This window comes from Mesorhizobium sp. PUT5 (assembly GCF_052216645.1).
Classification (GTDB): Bacteria; Pseudomonadota; Alphaproteobacteria; order Rhizobiales; family Rhizobiaceae; genus Mesorhizobium.
This window is the reverse complement of record NZ_JBQOSO010000003.1, coordinates 2,495,583-2,512,940: the sequence shown is the minus strand read 5'-3', so window position 1 is coordinate 2,512,940 and position 17,358 is coordinate 2,495,583. Positions and strand designations below refer to the sequence as shown.

Below are 17,358 nucleotides of genomic sequence, written 5' to 3'. Positions count from 1 at the left end.
TGATGATGGAAGACGCAAGCATCGAAACTGCCGCTCCCGCTTCGGCCCCGGCCATTCCCGCCGACGAACTGGCGCGGCTGACCGACGACATCGTCTCGGCGCTGAAGACGGTCTACGACCCGGAAATCCCGGCCGACATATACGAACTCGGCCTGATCTACAGGATCGACATCGAAGACGACAGGTCGGTCAAGATCGACATGACGCTGACGGCCCCCGGCTGTCCGGTGGCCGGCGAGATGCCCGGCTGGGTGGAGAATGCAGTGGGCGCGGTGGAGGGCGTTTCCAGCGTCGAGGTCAAGATGGTGTTCGATCCGCCGTGGACGCCGGACCGCATGTCGGAAGAGGCGCAGATCGCCGTCGGGTGGTATTGAGCGCCTTGCCGCGGGTTGAAATCTTCACCATCTTAGGCGCAGAACCGTTCCGTGGGCCTTGAACCCGCGCGAGAGTGGAGAGCGATATGGGCTTCGCCGTCATGAGCATGACCGACCGGGCCGCCGAGCGGGTATGCGAGATCGTTGCGACGCGCGAGAACGCACAGGGCATCCGTGTCGGCGTGAAGAAGGGCGGTTGTGCCGGCATGGAATACACGATCGATCTCGTCACCGAGCCCAACCCGAAGGACGACCATGTCGAGCGTGGCGGCGCCCATGTGTATGTCGCACCCGAGGCCGCGCTTTTCCTGCTCGGCACGGAGATGGATTTCGAGGTCACCACGCTGCGCACCGGCTTCACCTTCCGCAACCCGAACCAGTCTTCCGCCTGCGGCTGCGGCGAATCCGTCGAACTCAAGCCCGCAGACCTCAAGGCGCTGGCAGAGGCGAGGGCGGCCGGGTGACGGGCGGCCGGATGGAGTGAGGCAGATGCGTCACTCCACCCACATGCCGGTTCGTCGGTGCCAGCCGGCGATCGATTCTTGCGGGTAGAGGTCGAACGCCTTGTCGCCCCGCCGAATATCAGGTTCCACCCAGTTGGCCTTGTATTTCAGCATCAGGTGCGTGCGCTCCCTCGGCACCGGCAGGTCGGTATCGATCGCGGACGCGAAGGGATGCACCAACTCCGGCCAGGTCGGGTCGTAGAGCCATAGGGCCGAGCCGCATTTCGTGCAGAAATTGCGTTCGCCGGTCGAGGTTTCGCATACCGGCCTCTCCTCGTCCTCGATCTCCGCGCGATAGACCCCAAGGGCGTCATCGCCCATGACCTCCAGGGTTGCCGAATCGGCGCCCAGGTTGATGGCATATCCGCCGCCGCCCTGCTGCTTGCGGCAGATGGAGCAGTAGCAGAGCTGGTAGGGCACGGGCGTGTGGCTCCGCACGCTGAAGCGCACGGCGCCGCAGCGGCAGGAGCCTTTCAGCAGAAGCGGCATCTCATCGACTCCGGGCTTGCAACAGGTCAAGCCAATATGGTTGCCTCCTGCTGGATGACAAGCTGTGGAAACCCATGGACAATGAGCGCATCGCCGAGCTTTTCGACGGCCTCGGCCCGGTCACCATCACGCGCCTGTTCGGCGGCAAGGGCATCTACCATGGCGGCGTCATCGTTGCCATCGTGCTGCACGGCGAGCTGATGCTGAAGGGAGACGACCTGATCGGCCACGAATACGAGGCGGCCGGAAGCAGCCGCTGGACCTATGTGGGCAAGCGGCACGGCAAGACCGTCGCCATGCCCTACTGGACCGTGCCGGACGGCGCCTTGGACGATCCCGACGAGATGACCCGCTGGGCGCGAAAGGCTTACGAGGCGGGACTGAGGACGGGAAAGTGAACGGCAGCTCTACAGCGCGCCTGCGATCCTTGCGGCCAGCCGGGCGTTGTTCTCCACCAGCGCGATGTTGGTTTTCAGGCTGCGGCCGCCGGTGAGCTCGAGGATCTTGCCCAGCAGGAACGGCGTCACCGCCTTGCCGGACACGCCCCCGGTTGCGGCTGCCTTCTGGGCGTCGGCGATGTAGCCGGCCATTTCCGCTGACGGAATCTCGTCCGCGACCGGTACGGGATTGGCCACCAGCATGCCGCCTTGCAGGCCGAGCGCCTGCCTCGTCATGTGGAGACGGGCTATCCCTTCCGGTGCGGCGAGCGTCAGCGGCGCCCTGAACGGCGACTGCCTGGACCAGAAGGCCGGCATCGTCTCGCTGCCATAGCCGATGACCGGCACGCCGCGGGTTTCCAGCACCTCCAGCGTCTTTTCGATGTCGAGGATCGCCTTGGCGCCGGCTGAAACCACGATTACCGGGGTGCGCGCCAACTCGTCCAGATCGGCGGAGATGTCGAAGCTGGTTTCGGCGCCCTTGTGCACGCCCCCGATGCCACCGGTGGCAAACACCGTGATCCCGGCCAGATGCGCGCAGATCATGGTGGCGGCGACGGTGGTGCCGCCGGTGCGCTCCTCGGCGACTGCGAAGGCGAGGTCGGCGCGCGACAGCTTCATGGCGTCTTTGGCCTGGGCCAGGTCCTCGCGCTCGGCATCGGAAAGCCCGATCTTGATACGCCCGGCCACCACCGCGATGGTGGCCGGCACGGCGCCCTCGTCGGCGATGATCGTTTCCACGTTCGCCGCCATGGCGGCATTGTCGGGATAGGGCATGCCGTGGGTGATGATGGTGGATTCCAGCGCCACCACGGGTCGGCCGGCGGCCAGCGCTTCGGCCACGGGCGGGTGGATGTCTATGAAGGAACTCGCGGTCTCGGGCGTCATGATCGTCTCCGGCAGGGGCCGTTCATCGATAAGGATTGCGCCGTCATGTCATGTCCTGCGCCTGCGGCACAAGGGCGAGCGCGGCCTCGAATGTCGTGGGCGTGAAATCCGGAGCGGCTTCGGGGCTTTCGATGGCGAGCATCGCCGCCGCCGCGCCTTCGCGCAAGGCCTGACGCAACCCGAGCCCGCGCATGAGCGCCGCCGTGGTCGCGCCCGCCAGGGCGTCGCCGGCGCCGGTCACGTCCGCAACGTGGCGGGGGAGAGGCGGGGCCAAGGTGAAGGAGCCTGGCGCGTCGAAGCCGATGACCGGGCCGCTGCCGGAGGTTATCACGCCAGCTGCGAGCCCCGCTTCGCGCAGGGCGGCAACCATGTCCCGGGCCGGCGCGTCCTGCGCACAGCCCGCGAGCGCCGCCGCCTCGCGCCGGTTCATGAACAGAAGCGCCAACCCCTCGGCAAGCGGCTTCAGCCGCTCCACCTTGGCCGGCGAGACGGCGATGGCGAAGACCGGCTTTTGCGCCGCCAGCGCTGCCAGATGCTCCAACGCCGCAGCCGGCAGGTTCGCGTCGACCAGCAGCGCGTCTGCCGCCGCGACGGCCTCGCGCACCTTGGCGCGCCGCACCTGCCGTGGAAACGCCAACTCGTAGAGGCCCATATCGGCAAAGCCGGCGATCAGCTCGCCGTGGCGATCGAGCAGCGCCGTATAGCTCGGCGTGTTGCGGTCGAGGAAGACGGCCGAAAGGTCGCCGATGCCGGCGCGTTCGATCGCGCGCGCCACCGTCTCGCCGGCGCCGTCGCCGCCGCGCACAGAAAGCAAGGCGGCGGCCATGCCGCGCCGCACCGCCGTGCGCAATGCGTTGAAGACGCCGCCGCCGACATCCTCGCGCATCGTGCCGGGATTGGAGGCGGCCGGCACATAGGTGCCGGAAACCTGACCGCGCCGGTCGATATGGGCGCCGCCGGCGGCGAAGATGGTCAAAGGCTTGCTCATGCCGGCTGAATATCCCCTGGCCGCGTTCGCGTACAGGCTACCCGGCTTCGCCGCGCCACGGCAAGCAAGGGGCGATTCGCTCGCCATGCGCATGCCGCTTTGTCAGGAGGCATCTCGTGCCGGCGACAGCGGTTCATGGCAAAACAAAAAAAGAACAAATAGATATTATCAATTTTTTACAAAGACTTGCGAGTCTTGCCAAAATGGAACAAAAGAGGTACATATTTGTGAAGATCACCGGGATGTCCGGCCTTCATTGACGACCAAGGGGTGATGTATCATGGCTCAGAACAGTTTGCGGCTCGTAGAGGACAAATCGGTGGACAAATCAAAGGCTCTGGACGCGGCGCTGTCGCAGATCGAGCGCGCCTTCGGCAAGGGCTCGATCATGCGGCTGGGTGCCAACGAGCAGGTGGTGGAAATCGAGACGGTGCCGACCGGCTCGTTGGGGCTGGATATCGCGCTCGGCGTCGGCGGCCTGCCGCGCGGCCGCATCATCGAGATTTACGGGCCGGAAAGCTCGGGCAAGACGACGCTGGCGCTGCACACGGTGGCCGAGGCGCAGAAGAAGGGCGGCATCTGCGCCTTCGTCGACGCCGAGCATGCGCTCGACCCCGTCTATGCCCGCAAGCTCGGTGTCGATCTGGAAAACCTTTTGATCTCGCAGCCCGATACCGGCGAGCAGGCGCTGGAGATCTGCGACACGCTGGTGCGTTCGGGCGCCATCGATGTGCTGGTGGTGGACTCTGTCGCCGCTCTCACCCCGCGCGCCGAGATCGAGGGCGAGATGGGTGACTCGCTGCCGGGCCTGCAGGCCCGCCTGATGAGCCAGGCGCTGCGCAAGCTGACGGCGTCGATCTCGCGTTCCAACACCATGGTCATCTTCATCAACCAGATCCGCATGAAGATCGGCGTCATGTTCGGCTCGCCCGAGACCACCACCGGCGGCAACGCGCTGAAGTTCTATGCCTCCGTGCGGCTCGACATTCGCCGCATCGGCTCCATCAAGGACCGCGACGAGGTCGTGGGCAACCAGACGCGGGTGAAGGTGGTCAAGAACAAGCTGGCGCCGCCCTTCAAGGTGGTCGAGTTCGACATCATGTATGGCGAGGGCGTGTCCAAGACCGGCGAACTGATCGACCTGGGCGTCAAGGCCGGAGTGGTGGAGAAGTCCGGCGCGTGGTTCTCCTACAATTCGCAGCGTCTCGGCCAGGGCCGCGAGAACGCCAAGCAATTCCTGCGCGACAACCCCGAAGCCGCGCGCGAGATCGAACTGGCGCTGCGCCAGAACGCCGGTCTGATCGCCGAAAAATTCCTGGAGAATGGCGGCCCGGGCGAGGACGGTTTCGAGGGCGAGGCCGACGTAGGATAGACCGGGCGGTCCGGCCGGACGGTTTCGGAACGAGTTGTGGATCGCCGGTCATGATGGCCGGCGATTTTCTTTTTCCTTCGCCCGTTTCGCGTTCTCGACGGGACTTCGGAATTCGGCAGCCCCGTGTTTCTGGACAGCGGTCGGGCCGGCGGATAAAAGGCCGTGTTCGGTACGCTGGCGAGGCCGGCGACTTTCGCGAAAAGGCAGCTTTTGATGAGTGGCGTCAACGAGATCCGGTCGGCATTCCTCGACTATTTCCGCAAGGAGGGCCACGAGGTCGTCCCGTCGAGCCCGCTGGTGCCGCGCAACGACCCGACATTGATGTTCACCAATGCCGGCATGGTGCAGTTCAAGAACGTCTTCACCGGGCTGGAGACGCGTTCCTACAGCCGCGCCACCACCTCGCAGAAATGCGTGCGCGCCGGCGGCAAGCACAACGACCTCGATAATGTCGGCTACACTGCCCGCCACCATACTTTCTTCGAGATGCTCGGCAACTTTTCCTTCGGCGACTATTTTAAGGATCGCGCCATCGAGCTGGCGTGGAACCTGATCACGCGCGAATTCGGCCTGGCGAAGGACCGCCTGCTGGTCACGGTCTACCATACCGACGACGCGGCCGCCGAATTCTGGAAGAAGATCGCCGGCCTGCCGGACGAGCGCATCATCCGCATTGCGACCAGCGACAATTTCTGGGCGATGGGCGATACCGGCCCCTGCGGCCCCTGCTCGGAAATCTTCTACGATCACGGCGAGGGCATCCCCGGCGGCCCGCCCGGCAGCCCGGATGAGGACGGCGACCGCTTCATCGAGATCTGGAACCTCGTCTTCATGCAATTCGAGCAGGTGACGAAAGAGGAGCGCATCGAACTGCCGCGTCCCTCCATCGACACGGGCATGGGGCTCGAGCGCATTGCCGCCGTCATGCAGGGCGAGCATGACAACTACGACATCGACCTGTTCAAGGCGCTGATCCGCGCGTCGGTCGAGGCGACGGGCGTGCCGGCCGAAGGCAAGAACAGGGCCAGCCACCGCGTCATCGCAGACCATCTGCGGGCTTCGAGCTTCCTCATTGCCGACGGCGTTCTGCCGTCGAATGAAGGGCGCGGCTACGTGCTGCGCCGCATCATGCGCCGGGCCATGCGCCACGCTCAGTTGCTGGGCGCGGCCGAACCCCTGATGTGGCGTCTGGTGCCGGCGCTGGTGCGCGAGATGGGCCAGGCCTATCCCGAGCTGGTGCGCGGCGAAAGCCTGATCACCGAGACGCTGAAGCTGGAGGAGACCCGCTTCCGCAAGACCCTGGCGCGCGGCCTGGTGCTGCTCAACGACGCCACCGAGAGCCTTACGGGAGGCGCGCGGCTGGACGGGGAGACCGCCTTCAAGCTCTACGATACCTATGGCTTCCCGCTCGACCTTACGCAGGATGCGCTGCGCCAGCGCGGCATCGGTGTCGACCTTGAAGGTTTCGATGCCGCCATGGCCCGCCAGAAGGCGGAGGCGCGCGCCAACTGGGCCGGCTCAGGCGAGGCGGCCACGGAGGCCGTGTGGTTCGGCCTGCGCGAGAAGGTCGGCGCCACGGAGTTCCTGGGCTACGAGACCGAGCAGGCGGAAGGGATAGTCCAGGCGCTGGTGCGCGACGGCGCTGCGGTCGACAGTGCGAGCGCCGGCGACACGGTCGGCGTGATCGTCAATCAGACCCCGTTCTACGGCGAATCCGGCGGCCAGATGGGCGACACCGGCACGATTTCAGGAGAGAACTTCGCCATCGAGATATCCGATACGCAGAAAAAGGCCGACGGCCTGTTCGTGCATTTCGGCAAGGTCGTGCGCGGCACGGCCAGTGTGGATGCTGCGGTGGAGCTGAAAGTCGATCACGCCCGCCGCACGGGGCTGCGCGCCAACCATTCGGCCACGCATCTGGTGCACGAGGCGCTGCGCGAGGTGCTGGGCACGCATGTGGCGCAAAAGGGCTCGCTCGTCGCGCCGGAGCGGCTGCGCTTCGATTTTTCCCACCCCAAACCCATCTCGGCGGAAGAGCTTGAGAAGGTGGAGGAAATGGCCAATGAGATCGTGGTGCAGAACACGCCTGTCGCCACGCGGCTGATGAGCGTCGACGACGCCATCGCCGAGGGCGCCATGGCCTTGTTCGGCGAGAAATATGGCGACGAGGTGCGCGTGGTCTCCATGGGCACGGCGCTGCACGGCGACAAGGCGGGCAAACCCTATTCGGTGGAACTGTGCGGCGGCACCCATGTCCGTGCGACCGGCGACATCGGCCTGGTCCGCATCGTGACCGAGGGGGCGGTCGCCGCCGGCGTGCGCCGCATCGAGGCGCTTACCGGCGATGCCGCCCGCCACTACCTCGACGAACAGGAGCGGCGGCTGAAATCGGTGGCCGCCACGCTGAAGATCTCGCCGGCCGACGTACCGGCGCGGGTCGAAGCGTTGCTGGAGGAGCGCCGCAAGCTCGAGCGCGAGCTTGCCGATGCGCGCAAGAAATTGGCGCTCGGCGGCGGCAGCGGCGCGGTCGGGGCGGATTCCGACATCAAGGAAGTCGGCGGCACGAAATTCCTCGGCAAGGTCGTGGAGGGCGTGGCGCCGCGCGACCTGAAGTCCCTGGCCGACGACGGCAAGAAGTCGCTCGGTTCCGGTATCGTCACCTTCGTCGGCGTAGGCGAGGACGGCAAGGCCAGCGTCGTGGTCGCCGTCACCGACGATCTGACAGCAAAATTCTCGGCGGTCGATCTGGTGCGCAAGGCATCCGCCGCGCTCGGCGGGCAGGGCGGCGGCGGCCGGCCTGACATGGCCCAGGCCGGCGGGCCGGAAGGAGCCAGGGCTGGTGCCGCGCTGGCGGCGGTGTCGGAGGCGATCGCCAGCGCCTGACCCCTATCGGCAATGATCCCGATAGCAAAAAAAAAGGCGGTCCTTCGGCCGCCTTTTTGTTGTCATGGGCAGGGCGGCTCACTCGTCGCCGAAAAGCACTTTCCACACGGCCGCGCCAATGGCGGCACCGATTATGGGCGCTACCCAGAACAGCCAGAGCTGGCCGATCGCACCCGTCTCTGCAAACAGCGCCGCGCCGGTGGAGCGCGCCGGATTGACGGACGTGTTGGTGACCGGGATCGCAACGAGATGGATCAGCGTGAGCGTCAGTCCGATCGCCAGCGGCGCAAACCCGGCCGGCGCCCTGGGTGCCGTGGTGGCCAGGATGATGAAGATGAAGAAGGCGGTCATCACCACTTCGATGACCAGGCCGGAGAGCAGCGAATATTTGCCGGGCGAAAGGTCGCCGTAGCCGTTGGAGGCGAAGCCGCCGGCCTCGAAACCCGGCTTGCCGGAGGCGATAAGATAAAGGACCGCAGCCGCCGCCACCGCGCCGACCACCTGCACGATGATGTAGCCGATCAGTTCACCAGCGGGCAAGCGGCCGCCCACGGCCATGCCGACCGAAACGGCGGGGTTGAAATGGCCGCCCGAGATGCCGCCGACCGCATAGGCCATGGTCACGACGGTAAGCCCGAACGCGAGCGCCACGCCGAGAAAGCCGATACCGAGATCCGGAAAGGCGGCTGCGAGCACCGCGGCGCCGCAGCCGCAGAAAACAAGCCAGAATGTGCCGAAAAATTCGGCGGCGAGCTTCTTTTGCATACTTCCCTCCTCGTGACAGAATGTCGCGGACGGAACTTATGCTGAGTCGCGATGCCCGCAAAGCGGGTGTGGCGCGGGCCCGCAACCTCCGCGCGCCCTATTTTATTAGCATAATCTAAGATAACTTAGGAAATCCAGTTCCCGCTGCCCCGACCCGCCCCGTCGCCGGCTTGCAAATGGCGGCGCCTTCCTTTACGTCCCCGCAATGATCGTCACCGTCCGTTTCGCCCCGTCGCCGACCGGCCGTATCCATATCGGCAATGCCCGCACTGCGCTGTTCAACTGGCTTTTCGCCCAGAAGCATCGCGGGCGCTTCATTCAGCGCTTCGACGACACCGACACCGCCCGTTCGAAGCAGGAATTCGCCGACGCGATCCTCTACGACCTGCACTGGCTGGGTATTTTCCAGGACGCCACCGAATATCAGTCCCGGCGTATCGGCGCCTATGATACGGCGGTGGAGCGGCTCAAGGCGGCGGGTGTCCTTTATGCCTGCTACGAGACGCCGGAGGAACTCGACCTGCGCCGCAAGGTGCGGCGCACGCGCGGCCTGCCGCCGGTTTATGGCCGCGAATCCCTTGCACTGACGCCCGAAGAGATTGCGCAGCACGAGGCCGACGGGCGCCGGCCACACTGGCGCTTCCTGCTGCCCAACTTCACCTCCGACCCCGCGCAGCCGGAGCGCACGGACATTCACTGGAACGACCTCGTGCGCGGGGAAGAGACGGTGGACCTCGCCTCCGTGTCGGACCCCGTGCTGGTGCGCGAGGACGGCACCTACCTTTACACATTGCCTTCGGTGGTGGACGACATCGACATGGGTGTGACCCATGTGATCCGCGGCGACGACCACGTCACCAACACAGGCGTGCAGATTGCGCTGTTCAGGGCACTGGGTGCGCAGCCGCCGGTGTTCGGCCACCACAATTTGCTGACCACCACGTCGGGGGAAGGACTTTCCAAGCGCACCGGCGCGCTGTCGATCGAGGGGCTGCGGGAGGCCGGGATAGAGCCGATGGCGGTGGCGTCGCTGGCGGTGCTGATCGGTACGTCGGAGAATGTCGAAGCGGTGCCGACCATGGCGGAACTCGCCCGGCGCTTCGATCCCGCGGCAACGTCGAAATCCGCCGCCAAGTTCGATCCGGACGAGTTGCAGGTGCTGAATCGCGCGCTGCTGCATCACATGCCCTTCGGCCAGGTCCGCGACCGGCTGATGGTGCTCGGTATTTCCGGCGAGCGGGCGGAGCCGTTCTGGATGGCCGTGCGCGGCAATCTCGACAAGCTCGCCGATGCGGCGTCCTGGTGGCGCATCGTCAATCAGGGTCCGCAGGAGCAGCCGGATTTTTTGGAAGAGGACCGCGAATTCCTGCGCATGGCGTTCGACCTCCTTCCCGAGGAGCCGTGGAGCGACACGATCTGGAAGGACTGGACGGCGAAGGTGAAGGAAGAAACGGGCCGCAAGGGCAAGGCGCTGTTCATGCCGATGCGACTGGCGCTCACGGGGTTGCCTTCGGGGCCGGAGCTTGCGGATCTGCTGCCGCTCCTGGGTCGGGAAGGAACGCTGGCCCGACGACCCTGACCTTGCGGTCTTCTTCGGCCGGCGGCAGAAAAACCGCCGGCTTTTTCGCCAGCGTGCGCAATGCGTCGAGGTCGAGTCCGCCATCGCGGTTGGCGAGCGTTTCCGGATCGGCGGCCGGGTCCGGCCGTGCGACAGGAACGGGCAGGAACGACGACAGTTCCTGCGCGTCGGACCGGCGCGAAGGCTCCGTTGACGGCTTGCCGGCGATGACGCGGAAATCCTGGGCGGCGGCGTTGCAGCCGCAGCCCGGCGGAACGGAGGCGCCCGGCCGTTTGTACAGATAGGCGGTCGATAGATTGCCATAGGGCTCGCCCGTGGCGGTAGAGATCATAGTGGCCGAATCCGCGCCGATGCCACGCGCGTAGAAAAGCTGCATGCGCGTGCCGGGGCAACTCGCCTCGCAGTTCTTCTGGTCGCGCTCGAAATTGCCGACTGACGCGGCATTGGACATCGGGAAGAAGTACCCATCGCAGGTGCGTACGCACATCGTGCGGTATTCGCCAGGGGCTATCCGTGCCGCACCCTGCCATTCGATGACGGTGCCGCTTACCGAACCATCGCCGAGAGGCTGCGGCGAGGTCAGGTCCATGCCGCCGCCGTGGATGCGTACCTGCTGCTCCGGCCAGCTCGCAGCGGCGGCCGCTTCCGCTCCAGGCGGGTTGTTGCAGCCATTTGCGTCGAGCTGGGCCCGAATCCGGGCGCGATCGCGGCGCGAGCCGCTTCCAGCAAGCGCGGCGCGCTTCCTTTCCAGGGCGTCCAGATTGCGGTTCATGCGGTCCTGCGCCGCGTTCAGCGCTGCGCATTGGGCGACGGTGCCGCCCAACAGGAAAAAGCCGCAGCCGGCGGCGCGGGCCCGCGAACGGGCCTTTTCCAGTTCGCGCCGCTGCCTGGCGATGGCGTCGTCATATTTGGCCAGCAGTTTCGGCCCGCCGCTGCCCTGCGAGGAGACCGATGCGAGTTCGGCCTGAAGCTGGCGGCAGACGGACGGTGCGGCTTGGGACCGGGCGATGCCGGCCGAGAAGGCGGCGACGCCAACAAGCGCGCCCGCTACCGCCAGCTTCCAGTCGATACCCCGCATGAGCCCCGTTCCACGGCCTGTTCGGCCGGGAGTCTATCGTCGGCCGGGTTAACTCTTTGCTTACCTCGCCGCGCCGCCGGGCGGGATCGCATCGCGGCTGGCCTGCTGGGTCGCCTGCGCGCGATGGGAGCACTCCGCAACCGCGATCGCGGTCATGTTGACGATGCCGCGGGAGGTGACGGAAGGGGTCAGGATGTGCGCCGGCATGTCGGTGCCGAGCAGGATGGGGCCGACATGCAGTGCGTCCAGCATGGTGCGCAGCGCCGACATCGTGATGTTGGCGGCGTCGAGGCTGGGGAAGACCAGCAGGTTGGCCTCACCCTTGAGCCGGCTGTGCGGATAGACCCGCTGGCGCAGGGAGACGGAAAGCGCGGTGTCGGCATGCATCTCGCCGTCGCATTCGAGATCCGGCGCCATGCGGGCCAGGAGAGCCGCGGCCCTGGCCATCTTCTGCGCGCTGGGCGCCTCGTGCGAACCGAAATCGGACAGCGAAACCAGCGCCGCCTTCGGCTCGATGCCGAAGCGGCGGATTTCCTCGGCCGCCAGCATGGTCATCTCGGCGATCTGCTCGGCCGACGGATCGACCGTGACATAGGTGTCGGTAAGGAACAGCACGCCACGCTGCGAGATCAGCATGGACAGCGCCGAAAGCTCCTTGACGCCTTCGCGCAGGCCGATCAGCCGGTTCACGTTGCGCAGGTGGCGGGCAAAGCGCCCCTCCAGGCCGCAGATCATGGCGTCCGCCTCGCCACGTTTCATAGCAAGGGTCGCGATCACCGTCGGGTCGGTGCGCACCATGTTGCGGGCGGCTTCCTGCGTGATTCCGCGTCGCCCGCCCAGTTCGATAAGCAGATCGACATAGTGGCGGTAGCGTGGGTCGTCCTCGGGGTTGATCAGCCCGAAATCGACGCCGGGCCGGATGCGCAGGCCATAACGCTTCAGCCGCACCTCGATGACATGCGGGCGGCCGATCAGGATCGGCTCGGCGAGCCCTTCCTCCAGCACCACCTGGGCCGCGCGCAGAACGCGCTCGTCCTCGCCGTCGCCATAGATGACGCGCTTGGCGCTCGCGGTCTTGGCGGCGGAGAACACGGGCTTCATGACGAGGCCGGAGCGGAAGACGAAGCGGTTCAGCTTGTCGATATAGGCGGCCATGTCGGTGATCGGCCGCGTGGCGACGCCGGTCTTGCCCGCGGCTTCGGCAACGGCCGGCGCCACGCGCAGGATCAGTCTCGGATCGAAAGGCGAGGGTATGAGGAAGTCCGGACCGAAGCCGGGCGTTTCGCTGGAATAGGCGCGGGCTGCGACGTCGGAAGGCTCTTCGCGCGAGAGCGCCGCGATCGCCCGCACTGCGGCCATCTTCATCTCCTCGTTGATGGCGCTGGCGCCGCAGTCCAGCGCGCCGCGGAAGATGTAGGGAAAGCAGATGACGTTGTTGACCTGATTGGGATAGTCCGAACGGCCGGTGCAGATCATGGCGTCGGGCCGCGCCGCGCGCGCCACCTCGGGCATGATTTCAGGCGTCGGATTGGCGAGTGCCAGGATGAGCGGCTGCGGGGCCATCGATTGCAGCAGTTCCGGCTTCAGCACGCCGGCGGCCGACAGGCCCAGGAACACGTCCGCCCCCGGCAGCACGTCGGCCAGGGTGCGATGCGGCGTGTCCTTGACATAGGTGTCCTTCCAGCGGTCCATCTCTTCGGTGCGGCCACGCCAGGCGACGCCGAAGCGGTCGGTGACCCAGATGTTTTCGACCCTGGCGCCGAGCGAGACGAGAAGGTTGAGGCAGGCGAGTGCGGCCGCGCCCGCTCCGGAGGTGACGATCTTGATGTCCTCGATCCTCTTGCCGGCCAGTTCGAGCCCGTTGAGGATGGCGGCGGCCACGATGATGGCGGTGCCGTGCTGGTCATCGTGGAAGACCGGAATGCGCATGCGCTGCTTCAGCTGCTCTTCGACCTCGAAGCATTCGGGCGCCTTGATGTCCTCCAGGTTGATGCCGCCGAAGGTCGGCTCCAGCGCCGAGATGGTGCCGACCATGCGCTCGATCTCCGGCGCGTCGATCTCGATGTCGAACACGTCGATGCCGGCGAACTTCTTGAACAGCACCGCCTTGCCTTCCATCACGGGCTTTGAGGCCAGCGGGCCGATATTGCCGAGCCCGAGCACGGCAGTGCCGTTGGACACCACGGCCACGAGATTGGCGCGCGCGGTGTATTCGGCGGCCATGGCCGGATCGTCGCGGATGGCAAGGCAGGGAGCCGCCACACCGGGCGAATAGGCCAGCGCAAGGTCGCGCTGGTTGCCGAGCGCCTTGGTGGCCTGGATTTCGAGCTTTCCGGGCGTCGGATACTTGTGGAAGAAGAGCGCCGCCTCGTCGAGATCCGAGTTTGCCGCTGTTTCGCCTTCACTTCTCATGCTGGCCCGTCCTCACTGGTTCCGTATTCCTTAGCATGCCGGGTCGCTTTTCGAGACGTGAAAACGCTACCCTGGGCGTCGTCTGTGCTGCCAGAAAAGCATCCGTGATCAGCAACTTGCCGCCAAAAGCTGCGGAAATGAATCAGGCTTTTGGCCGCAGCCTCAGAATGCGCTGACGTAGAGGCCGCCGTCTACCGGAATGTTCTGGCCAGTCAGGTATCCGGCATGGACCGAGCACAGGAACGCGCAGATCTGTCCGAATTCCTCCGGCGTGCCGAGCCGTTTGGCCGGAATGTCGGCGCTGATGCGCGTCTTGCGGGCGGCGGCCGCTGCCGGATCTTCCGGCGTGCCGGCCTCGTGCGGGCCGCGAAGCCGGTCGGTGTCCAGCTTGCCGGGCAGCAGGTTGTTGATGGTGACGTTGCGGTCGGCCACGGTGCGGGCCACCCCGGCGAGGAACGAGGTGAGCCCGGCGCGGGCGCCAGAGGACAGGTCGAGGCCCGGGATCGGCGTGTAGACCGACAGCGAGGTGATGTTGACGATGCGGCCGAAACCGCGCGCCGCCATGCCGTCGAGCACTGCTTTGACCAATTCGATCGGCGTCACCATGTTGTTGGTCACGCCTTCCAGGATTTTTGCCCGGTCGAGTTCGCGGAAATCGCGGAAGGGCGGGCCGCCATTGTTGTTGACCAGTATGTCGGGCTCGGGGCAGGCGGCGAACAGGGCGGCCTGCACCTCCGGCCGGGAGACGTCGCCAACCACCTCCGCCACGTTGACGCCCCAGCTTTGCCGCAGGTGCTGCGCGGTGCTTGCCAGCACCTCGGCATTGCGGCCGTTGACCACGAGGTCGCAGCCGGCTTCGGCAAGTGCCGCAGCGCAGCCTCGCCCCAGCCCCTTGCTGGAGGCGCACACGATCGCCTTCCTGCCGCGAATGCCGAGATCCATCTTCAAATCCTCCGAGGTTTCCTTGCAGGCCGTTGCAGACTTACTCCTTGTGCTGGTGCAGGGGCAACCGCCAAGGGCGCGGCCCTTTGCGGCTGTTAATCGACTAGGGTCAGGACCTGTTAATTTGGCTGGAATGGCGTTCGAGATGGCAAGAGATGCGAGGAAAAGTCCGAAGAGCGGGGTGGTTCCCCCGGTCGAGGACTTTGACGCGGCAGATCGACGCCAGCTCGATCGTCCTTCGGATCGGGCGGATTTGCACGGGCTGCTTTGTCGCAAGGCCTTGAAAGGCTCCAGCCTTCCTGCGGCCTTGCTTCGCGCATCCGCACAAATCCGCTCCGACCATTCCAACCAAATTAACAGGTCCTGACCCTAGGCCAGGCAGTTTCGCGGTAATCGGGGCCATGCTATGCGGATGCCGCGCTGGCCGGCCCGGAACCGCGCCCGACGGTACAGATTTGCGATGCTCCTGCCGCCGCTTTCACCGCAACAGAAGATCAAGCCGCGCTGGTTCGAGCCACGCATGGCGGCGCTTTTCTTCACGCTGCTGGTGCCGGGCGGCATCTATCTGCCTTATTTCCCGCTCTGGCTGGAAGCGAACGGCTTCGGCCCGGAAAAGATCGCCGTCATCCTTTCGGCGCCGATGTTCCTGCGTGTCGCCACCACGCCGCTGCTGACCGCGCTTGCCGACAAGGTGCGCGACCGGGCCGACGTCTACATCGCGCTGGTGGCGGCGTCGGTGCTCGTCTCGGCGGGGTATTTCCTGGCACCGGACTATGTCGTCGTGCTGGCGGTCTCGCTCGTGCTTGCCGTGGTGTGGACGCCGCATTCGACGATCGCCGACTCTTTGGCGCTGTCCGGCGTGCGCCGCTTCGGCTCGAACTATCCGGCCATGCGCATCTGGGGCTCGATCTCGTTTCTCTGCGCCAACCTCGCCGGCGGCCTTATCCTGGCCCATACGGGTGCCGGCGCGGTTCCCGGCGTCCTGTTCCTGTCGTTCTGCGCCGCGTTGGCCGCTGCCCTGTTCACGCCGCGCCTCGGCCGGCCGCGGCTGGCCTCGCCGCTTTCGGCTGCCGACATGCAGGACCAGGCGCCCAAGCTGCTTGAGCCCTACTTCCTCTATTTCGTCACCGGCGCCGGCGTCATCGTCGGCAGCCACGGCTTCATGTACGGTTTCGCCTCCATCTACTGGAAGTCGATCGGCATCGGCGATTCGATGGTCGGTTTGCTTTGGGCGTTCGGCGTCGTGTGCGAAGTGTGGATGTTCATGGTGTTCAACCGCATCTTCGGCGCCGTTTCCGTGGAAAGGGTCATGGTGATCGCCGGAATCGGCGCGGCGGTGCGTTGGGTCGCCTATCCGCTGGTCTGGCCGATGGGCCTCGGCCTGCCGGGCTTCTTCGCGGTGCAGGGGCTGCACGCGTTCTCCACCGCCCTGATCCTGATCGGCTTGCAGAAGATGATCGCCGAGACCATTCCCGAAGAACGCACCGGGGCTGCCCAGGGCATCGCCTATTTCGCCAATGGCGTGTGCATGGCCGGCGCCACGCTCGCCTCCGGCCCGCTCTACGACCGTCTGAACGTCGGCGGCTTCTGGGCCATGGTGCCGGTGGCGCTGGCGGGCCTGTGGCTGATCTGGCTTGCCGCGCGTTCAGCCCCACAGCGCCGGAAAGGGCGGTGAGACCAGCGAACCTTCATAGGCAAGGCCGGGTTCGCGGTCGCGGGCAAGCAGCAGCGGCCCGTCCAGATCGACATAGTCGGCGTCCTGCGCCAGCAGCAGGGCGGGCGCCATGGCCAGCGATGTGCCAACCATGCAGCCCACCATGACGCCGAAGCCCATTTCGCGGGCCCGCTTGTGCAGGGCGAGCGCCGCCGTAAGTCCTCCGGCCTTGTCGAGCTTGATGTTGACCGCGTCGTAGAGGCCGGCCAGCCGATCCAGATCGCCCGCCTCGTGCACGCTTTCGTCGGCGCAGATCGGGACAGGGCGGTCGATGCGGCCCAGGATTTCGTCCTGCCCGGCCGGCAGCGGCTGCTCGATCAGTGAAACGCCCAGCGCAGCCGCCGCAGCCATGTTCGCGGCGATGTCGTCCTCGCTCCAGCCTTCGTTGGCATCAAGAACGAGGCGGCTTTGCGGTGCTGCTGCCCGCACCGCACGGATGCGGTCGATATCGTCTTTGCCGCCGCCGAGCTTGACCTTGAGCAGCGGGCGCGCCGAATTCGCGCGTGCCTGGGCGGCCATCGCCTCAGATGCCGCGAGCGACAGGGTGTAGGCGGTTTCGAGTCTGCGTGGCACGCTGCCCAGCCGTTCGGCCACGGAGATGCCGCTGGCCTTCGCCTCCAGATCCCACAAGGCGCAATCCACGGCGTTGCGTGCCGCGCCGGCCGGCATCGCCTGCAGCAACTCCACGCGCGTCATGCCTGCCGACAGCGATGCGCGCGCAGCCTCGATGGCCGCCGCCACTCCCGCGCTCGTCTCGCCATAGCGCCGGTAGGGAACGCATTCGCCGCGTCCGGCGTTGCCGCCTTCGCGGATCGTGCAGGTGACGACTTCCGCCTCCGTCTTGGAACCGCGCGAAATGGTGAAGCTGCCGGCAATGGGAAAACGCTCGATCTCGACCGAAATGACACGCGGCATGTTTTTCTTCTCCGGCGAC

Annotated in this window: 16 protein-coding genes; 8 read left to right on the top strand and 8 right to left on the bottom strand. The window is 66.2% G+C overall.

What is annotated here, in order from left to right; genetic code table 11:
• The first annotated feature begins 5 nt into the window (after positions 1-5).
• Both ACTDI4_RS13800 and sufA read left to right on the top strand, forming a co-directional pair.
• Positions 6-374: an SUF system Fe-S cluster assembly protein gene (locus ACTDI4_RS13800; RefSeq protein WP_442843350.1), complete on the top strand. Its 369-nt coding sequence runs from the start codon at positions 6-8 to the stop codon at positions 372-374.
• An 86-nt stretch (positions 375-460) separates the two neighbouring features.
• The gene (gene sufA, locus ACTDI4_RS13795) at positions 461-838 is read left to right on the top strand and encodes a Fe-S cluster assembly scaffold SufA (protein WP_442841686.1); all 378 of its coding nucleotides are present in this window, start codon (positions 461-463) and stop codon (positions 836-838) included.
• Between the two features lie 30 nt (positions 839-868).
• Here sufA and ACTDI4_RS13790 read toward each other — a convergent pair whose 3' ends face one another.
• Complete coding sequence (locus tag ACTDI4_RS13790; protein ID WP_442841685.1) at positions 869-1,366, bottom strand: GFA family protein; 498 nt, start codon at positions 1,364-1,366, stop codon at positions 869-871.
• 74 nt (positions 1,367-1,440) lie between these two features.
• On the opposite strand from ACTDI4_RS13790, the gene ACTDI4_RS13785 reads away from it, so the two are divergent.
• Entirely contained in the window at positions 1,441-1,764 is a 324-nt protein-coding gene (locus tag ACTDI4_RS13785; protein ID WP_442841684.1) for a TfoX/Sxy family protein, read from the top strand.
• A gap of 9 nt (positions 1,765-1,773) precedes the next feature.
• On the opposite strand, the gene ACTDI4_RS13780 is transcribed toward ACTDI4_RS13785, so the two are convergent.
• Both ACTDI4_RS13780 and ACTDI4_RS13775 read right to left on the bottom strand, forming a co-directional pair.
• Positions 1,774-2,691 carry a pseudouridine-5'-phosphate glycosidase gene (locus ACTDI4_RS13780; protein WP_442841683.1) on the bottom strand — a complete coding sequence of 306 codons (918 nt, stop codon included), beginning with the start codon at positions 2,689-2,691 and terminating at the stop codon, positions 1,774-1,776.
• 43 nt (positions 2,692-2,734) lie between these two features.
• Positions 2,735-3,679 carry a carbohydrate kinase family protein gene (locus tag ACTDI4_RS13775; protein ID WP_442841682.1) on the bottom strand — a complete coding sequence of 315 codons (945 nt, stop codon included), beginning with the start codon at positions 3,677-3,679 and terminating at the stop codon, positions 2,735-2,737.
• A 116-nt stretch (positions 3,680-3,795) separates the two neighbouring features.
• Between ACTDI4_RS13775 and ACTDI4_RS13770 the strand changes: the two genes are divergently transcribed.
• The 3 genes from ACTDI4_RS13770 to alaS all read left to right on the top strand — a co-directional run bounded on the left by ACTDI4_RS13770 (position 3,796) and on the right by alaS (position 7,934).
• On the top strand, positions 3,796-3,939 hold the full coding sequence (locus tag ACTDI4_RS13770; protein ID WP_442841681.1) for a hypothetical protein: 144 nt from the start codon (positions 3,796-3,798) through the stop codon (positions 3,937-3,939).
• Between the two features lie 20 nt (positions 3,940-3,959).
• Complete coding sequence (recA, locus tag ACTDI4_RS13765) at positions 3,960-5,051, top strand: recombinase RecA (protein ID WP_442841680.1); 1,092 nt, start codon at positions 3,960-3,962, stop codon at positions 5,049-5,051.
• A gap of 213 nt (positions 5,052-5,264) precedes the next feature.
• A complete protein-coding gene (alaS, locus tag ACTDI4_RS13760; protein WP_442841679.1) occupies positions 5,265-7,934 on the top strand; it encodes an alanine--tRNA ligase in 2,670 nt (889 codons plus the stop codon).
• A gap of 78 nt (positions 7,935-8,012) precedes the next feature.
• Here the strand turns inward: alaS and aqpZ are convergent, their stop codons facing one another.
• Positions 8,013-8,699 carry an aquaporin Z gene (gene aqpZ, locus ACTDI4_RS13755; protein ID WP_442841678.1) on the bottom strand — a complete coding sequence of 229 codons (687 nt, stop codon included), beginning with the start codon at positions 8,697-8,699 and terminating at the stop codon, positions 8,013-8,015.
• Positions 8,700-8,904: 205 nt separating this feature from the next.
• On the opposite strand from aqpZ, the gene gltX reads away from it, so the two are divergent.
• Complete coding sequence (gene gltX / locus ACTDI4_RS13750; RefSeq protein ID WP_442841677.1) at positions 8,905-10,278, top strand: glutamate--tRNA ligase; 1,374 nt, start codon at positions 8,905-8,907, stop codon at positions 10,276-10,278.
• On the opposite strand, the gene ACTDI4_RS13745 is transcribed toward gltX, so the two are convergent.
• From ACTDI4_RS13745 to ACTDI4_RS13735, 3 genes are all read right to left on the bottom strand, one after another.
• Entirely contained in the window at positions 10,196-11,356 is a 1,161-nt protein-coding gene (locus ACTDI4_RS13745) for a DUF2865 domain-containing protein (RefSeq protein WP_442841676.1), read from the bottom strand. The genes gltX and ACTDI4_RS13745 overlap by 83 nt on opposite strands.
• 60 nt (positions 11,357-11,416) lie before the next feature.
• On the bottom strand, positions 11,417-13,768 hold the full coding sequence (locus ACTDI4_RS13740; protein ID WP_442841675.1) for an NADP-dependent malic enzyme: 2,352 nt from the start codon (positions 13,766-13,768) through the stop codon (positions 11,417-11,419).
• Positions 13,769-13,930: 162 nt separating this feature from the next.
• Positions 13,931-14,710 carry an SDR family oxidoreductase gene (locus tag ACTDI4_RS13735; RefSeq protein WP_442841674.1) on the bottom strand — a complete coding sequence of 260 codons (780 nt, stop codon included), beginning with the start codon at positions 14,708-14,710 and terminating at the stop codon, positions 13,931-13,933.
• A 460-nt stretch (positions 14,711-15,170) separates the two neighbouring features.
• Here ACTDI4_RS13735 and ACTDI4_RS13730 point away from each other — a divergent pair, with 460 nt between their 5' ends.
• Positions 15,171-16,385 (top strand): MFS transporter, encoded by a 1,215-nt coding sequence (locus tag ACTDI4_RS13730; RefSeq protein WP_442841673.1) that lies wholly within the window; start codon positions 15,171-15,173, stop codon positions 16,383-16,385.
• Here the strand turns inward: ACTDI4_RS13730 and dgcA are convergent.
• Entirely contained in the window at positions 16,356-17,339 is a 984-nt protein-coding gene (gene dgcA / locus ACTDI4_RS13725; RefSeq protein ID WP_442841672.1) for an N-acetyl-D-Glu racemase DgcA, read from the bottom strand. The genes ACTDI4_RS13730 and dgcA overlap by 30 nt on opposite strands.
• Positions 17,340-17,358 lie beyond the last annotated feature (19 nt).

What these genes read in the sequence shown, in the direction of transcription:
- aqpZ (WP_442841678.1), bottom strand. Translation starts at nt 8,699, where the DNA reads ATGCAAAAGAAGCTCGCCGCCGAATTTTTCGGCACATTCTGGCTTGTT.
- ACTDI4_RS13745 (WP_442841676.1), bottom strand. Translation starts at nt 11,356, where the DNA reads ATGCGGGGTATCGACTGGAAGCTGGCGGTAGCGGGCGCGCTTGTTGGC.
- ACTDI4_RS13735 (WP_442841674.1), bottom strand. Translation starts at nt 14,710, where the DNA reads ATGGATCTCGGCATTCGCGGCAGGAAGGCGATCGTGTGCGCCTCCAGC.
- ACTDI4_RS13790 (WP_442841685.1), bottom strand. Translation starts at nt 1,366, where the DNA reads ATGCCGCTTCTGCTGAAAGGCTCCTGCCGCTGCGGCGCCGTGCGCTTC.
- gltX (WP_442841677.1), top strand. Translation starts at nt 8,905, where the DNA reads ATGATCGTCACCGTCCGTTTCGCCCCGTCGCCGACCGGCCGTATCCAT.
- recA (WP_442841680.1), top strand. Translation starts at nt 3,960, where the DNA reads ATGGCTCAGAACAGTTTGCGGCTCGTAGAGGACAAATCGGTGGACAAA.
- ACTDI4_RS13740 (WP_442841675.1), bottom strand. Translation starts at nt 13,768, where the DNA reads ATGAGAAGTGAAGGCGAAACAGCGGCAAACTCGGATCTCGACGAGGCG.
- dgcA (WP_442841672.1), bottom strand. Translation starts at nt 17,339, where the DNA reads ATGCCGCGTGTCATTTCGGTCGAGATCGAGCGTTTTCCCATTGCCGGC.
- ACTDI4_RS13775 (WP_442841682.1), bottom strand. Translation starts at nt 3,679, where the DNA reads ATGAGCAAGCCTTTGACCATCTTCGCCGCCGGCGGCGCCCATATCGAC.
- ACTDI4_RS13780 (WP_442841683.1), bottom strand. Translation starts at nt 2,691, where the DNA reads ATGACGCCCGAGACCGCGAGTTCCTTCATAGACATCCACCCGCCCGTG.
- ACTDI4_RS13785 (WP_442841684.1), top strand. Translation starts at nt 1,441, where the DNA reads ATGGACAATGAGCGCATCGCCGAGCTTTTCGACGGCCTCGGCCCGGTC.
- sufA (WP_442841686.1), top strand. Translation starts at nt 461, where the DNA reads ATGGGCTTCGCCGTCATGAGCATGACCGACCGGGCCGCCGAGCGGGTA.
- alaS (WP_442841679.1), top strand. Translation starts at nt 5,265, where the DNA reads ATGAGTGGCGTCAACGAGATCCGGTCGGCATTCCTCGACTATTTCCGC.
- ACTDI4_RS13800 (WP_442843350.1), top strand. Translation starts at nt 6, where the DNA reads ATGGAAGACGCAAGCATCGAAACTGCCGCTCCCGCTTCGGCCCCGGCC.
- ACTDI4_RS13730 (WP_442841673.1), top strand. Translation starts at nt 15,171, where the DNA reads ATGCTCCTGCCGCCGCTTTCACCGCAACAGAAGATCAAGCCGCGCTGG.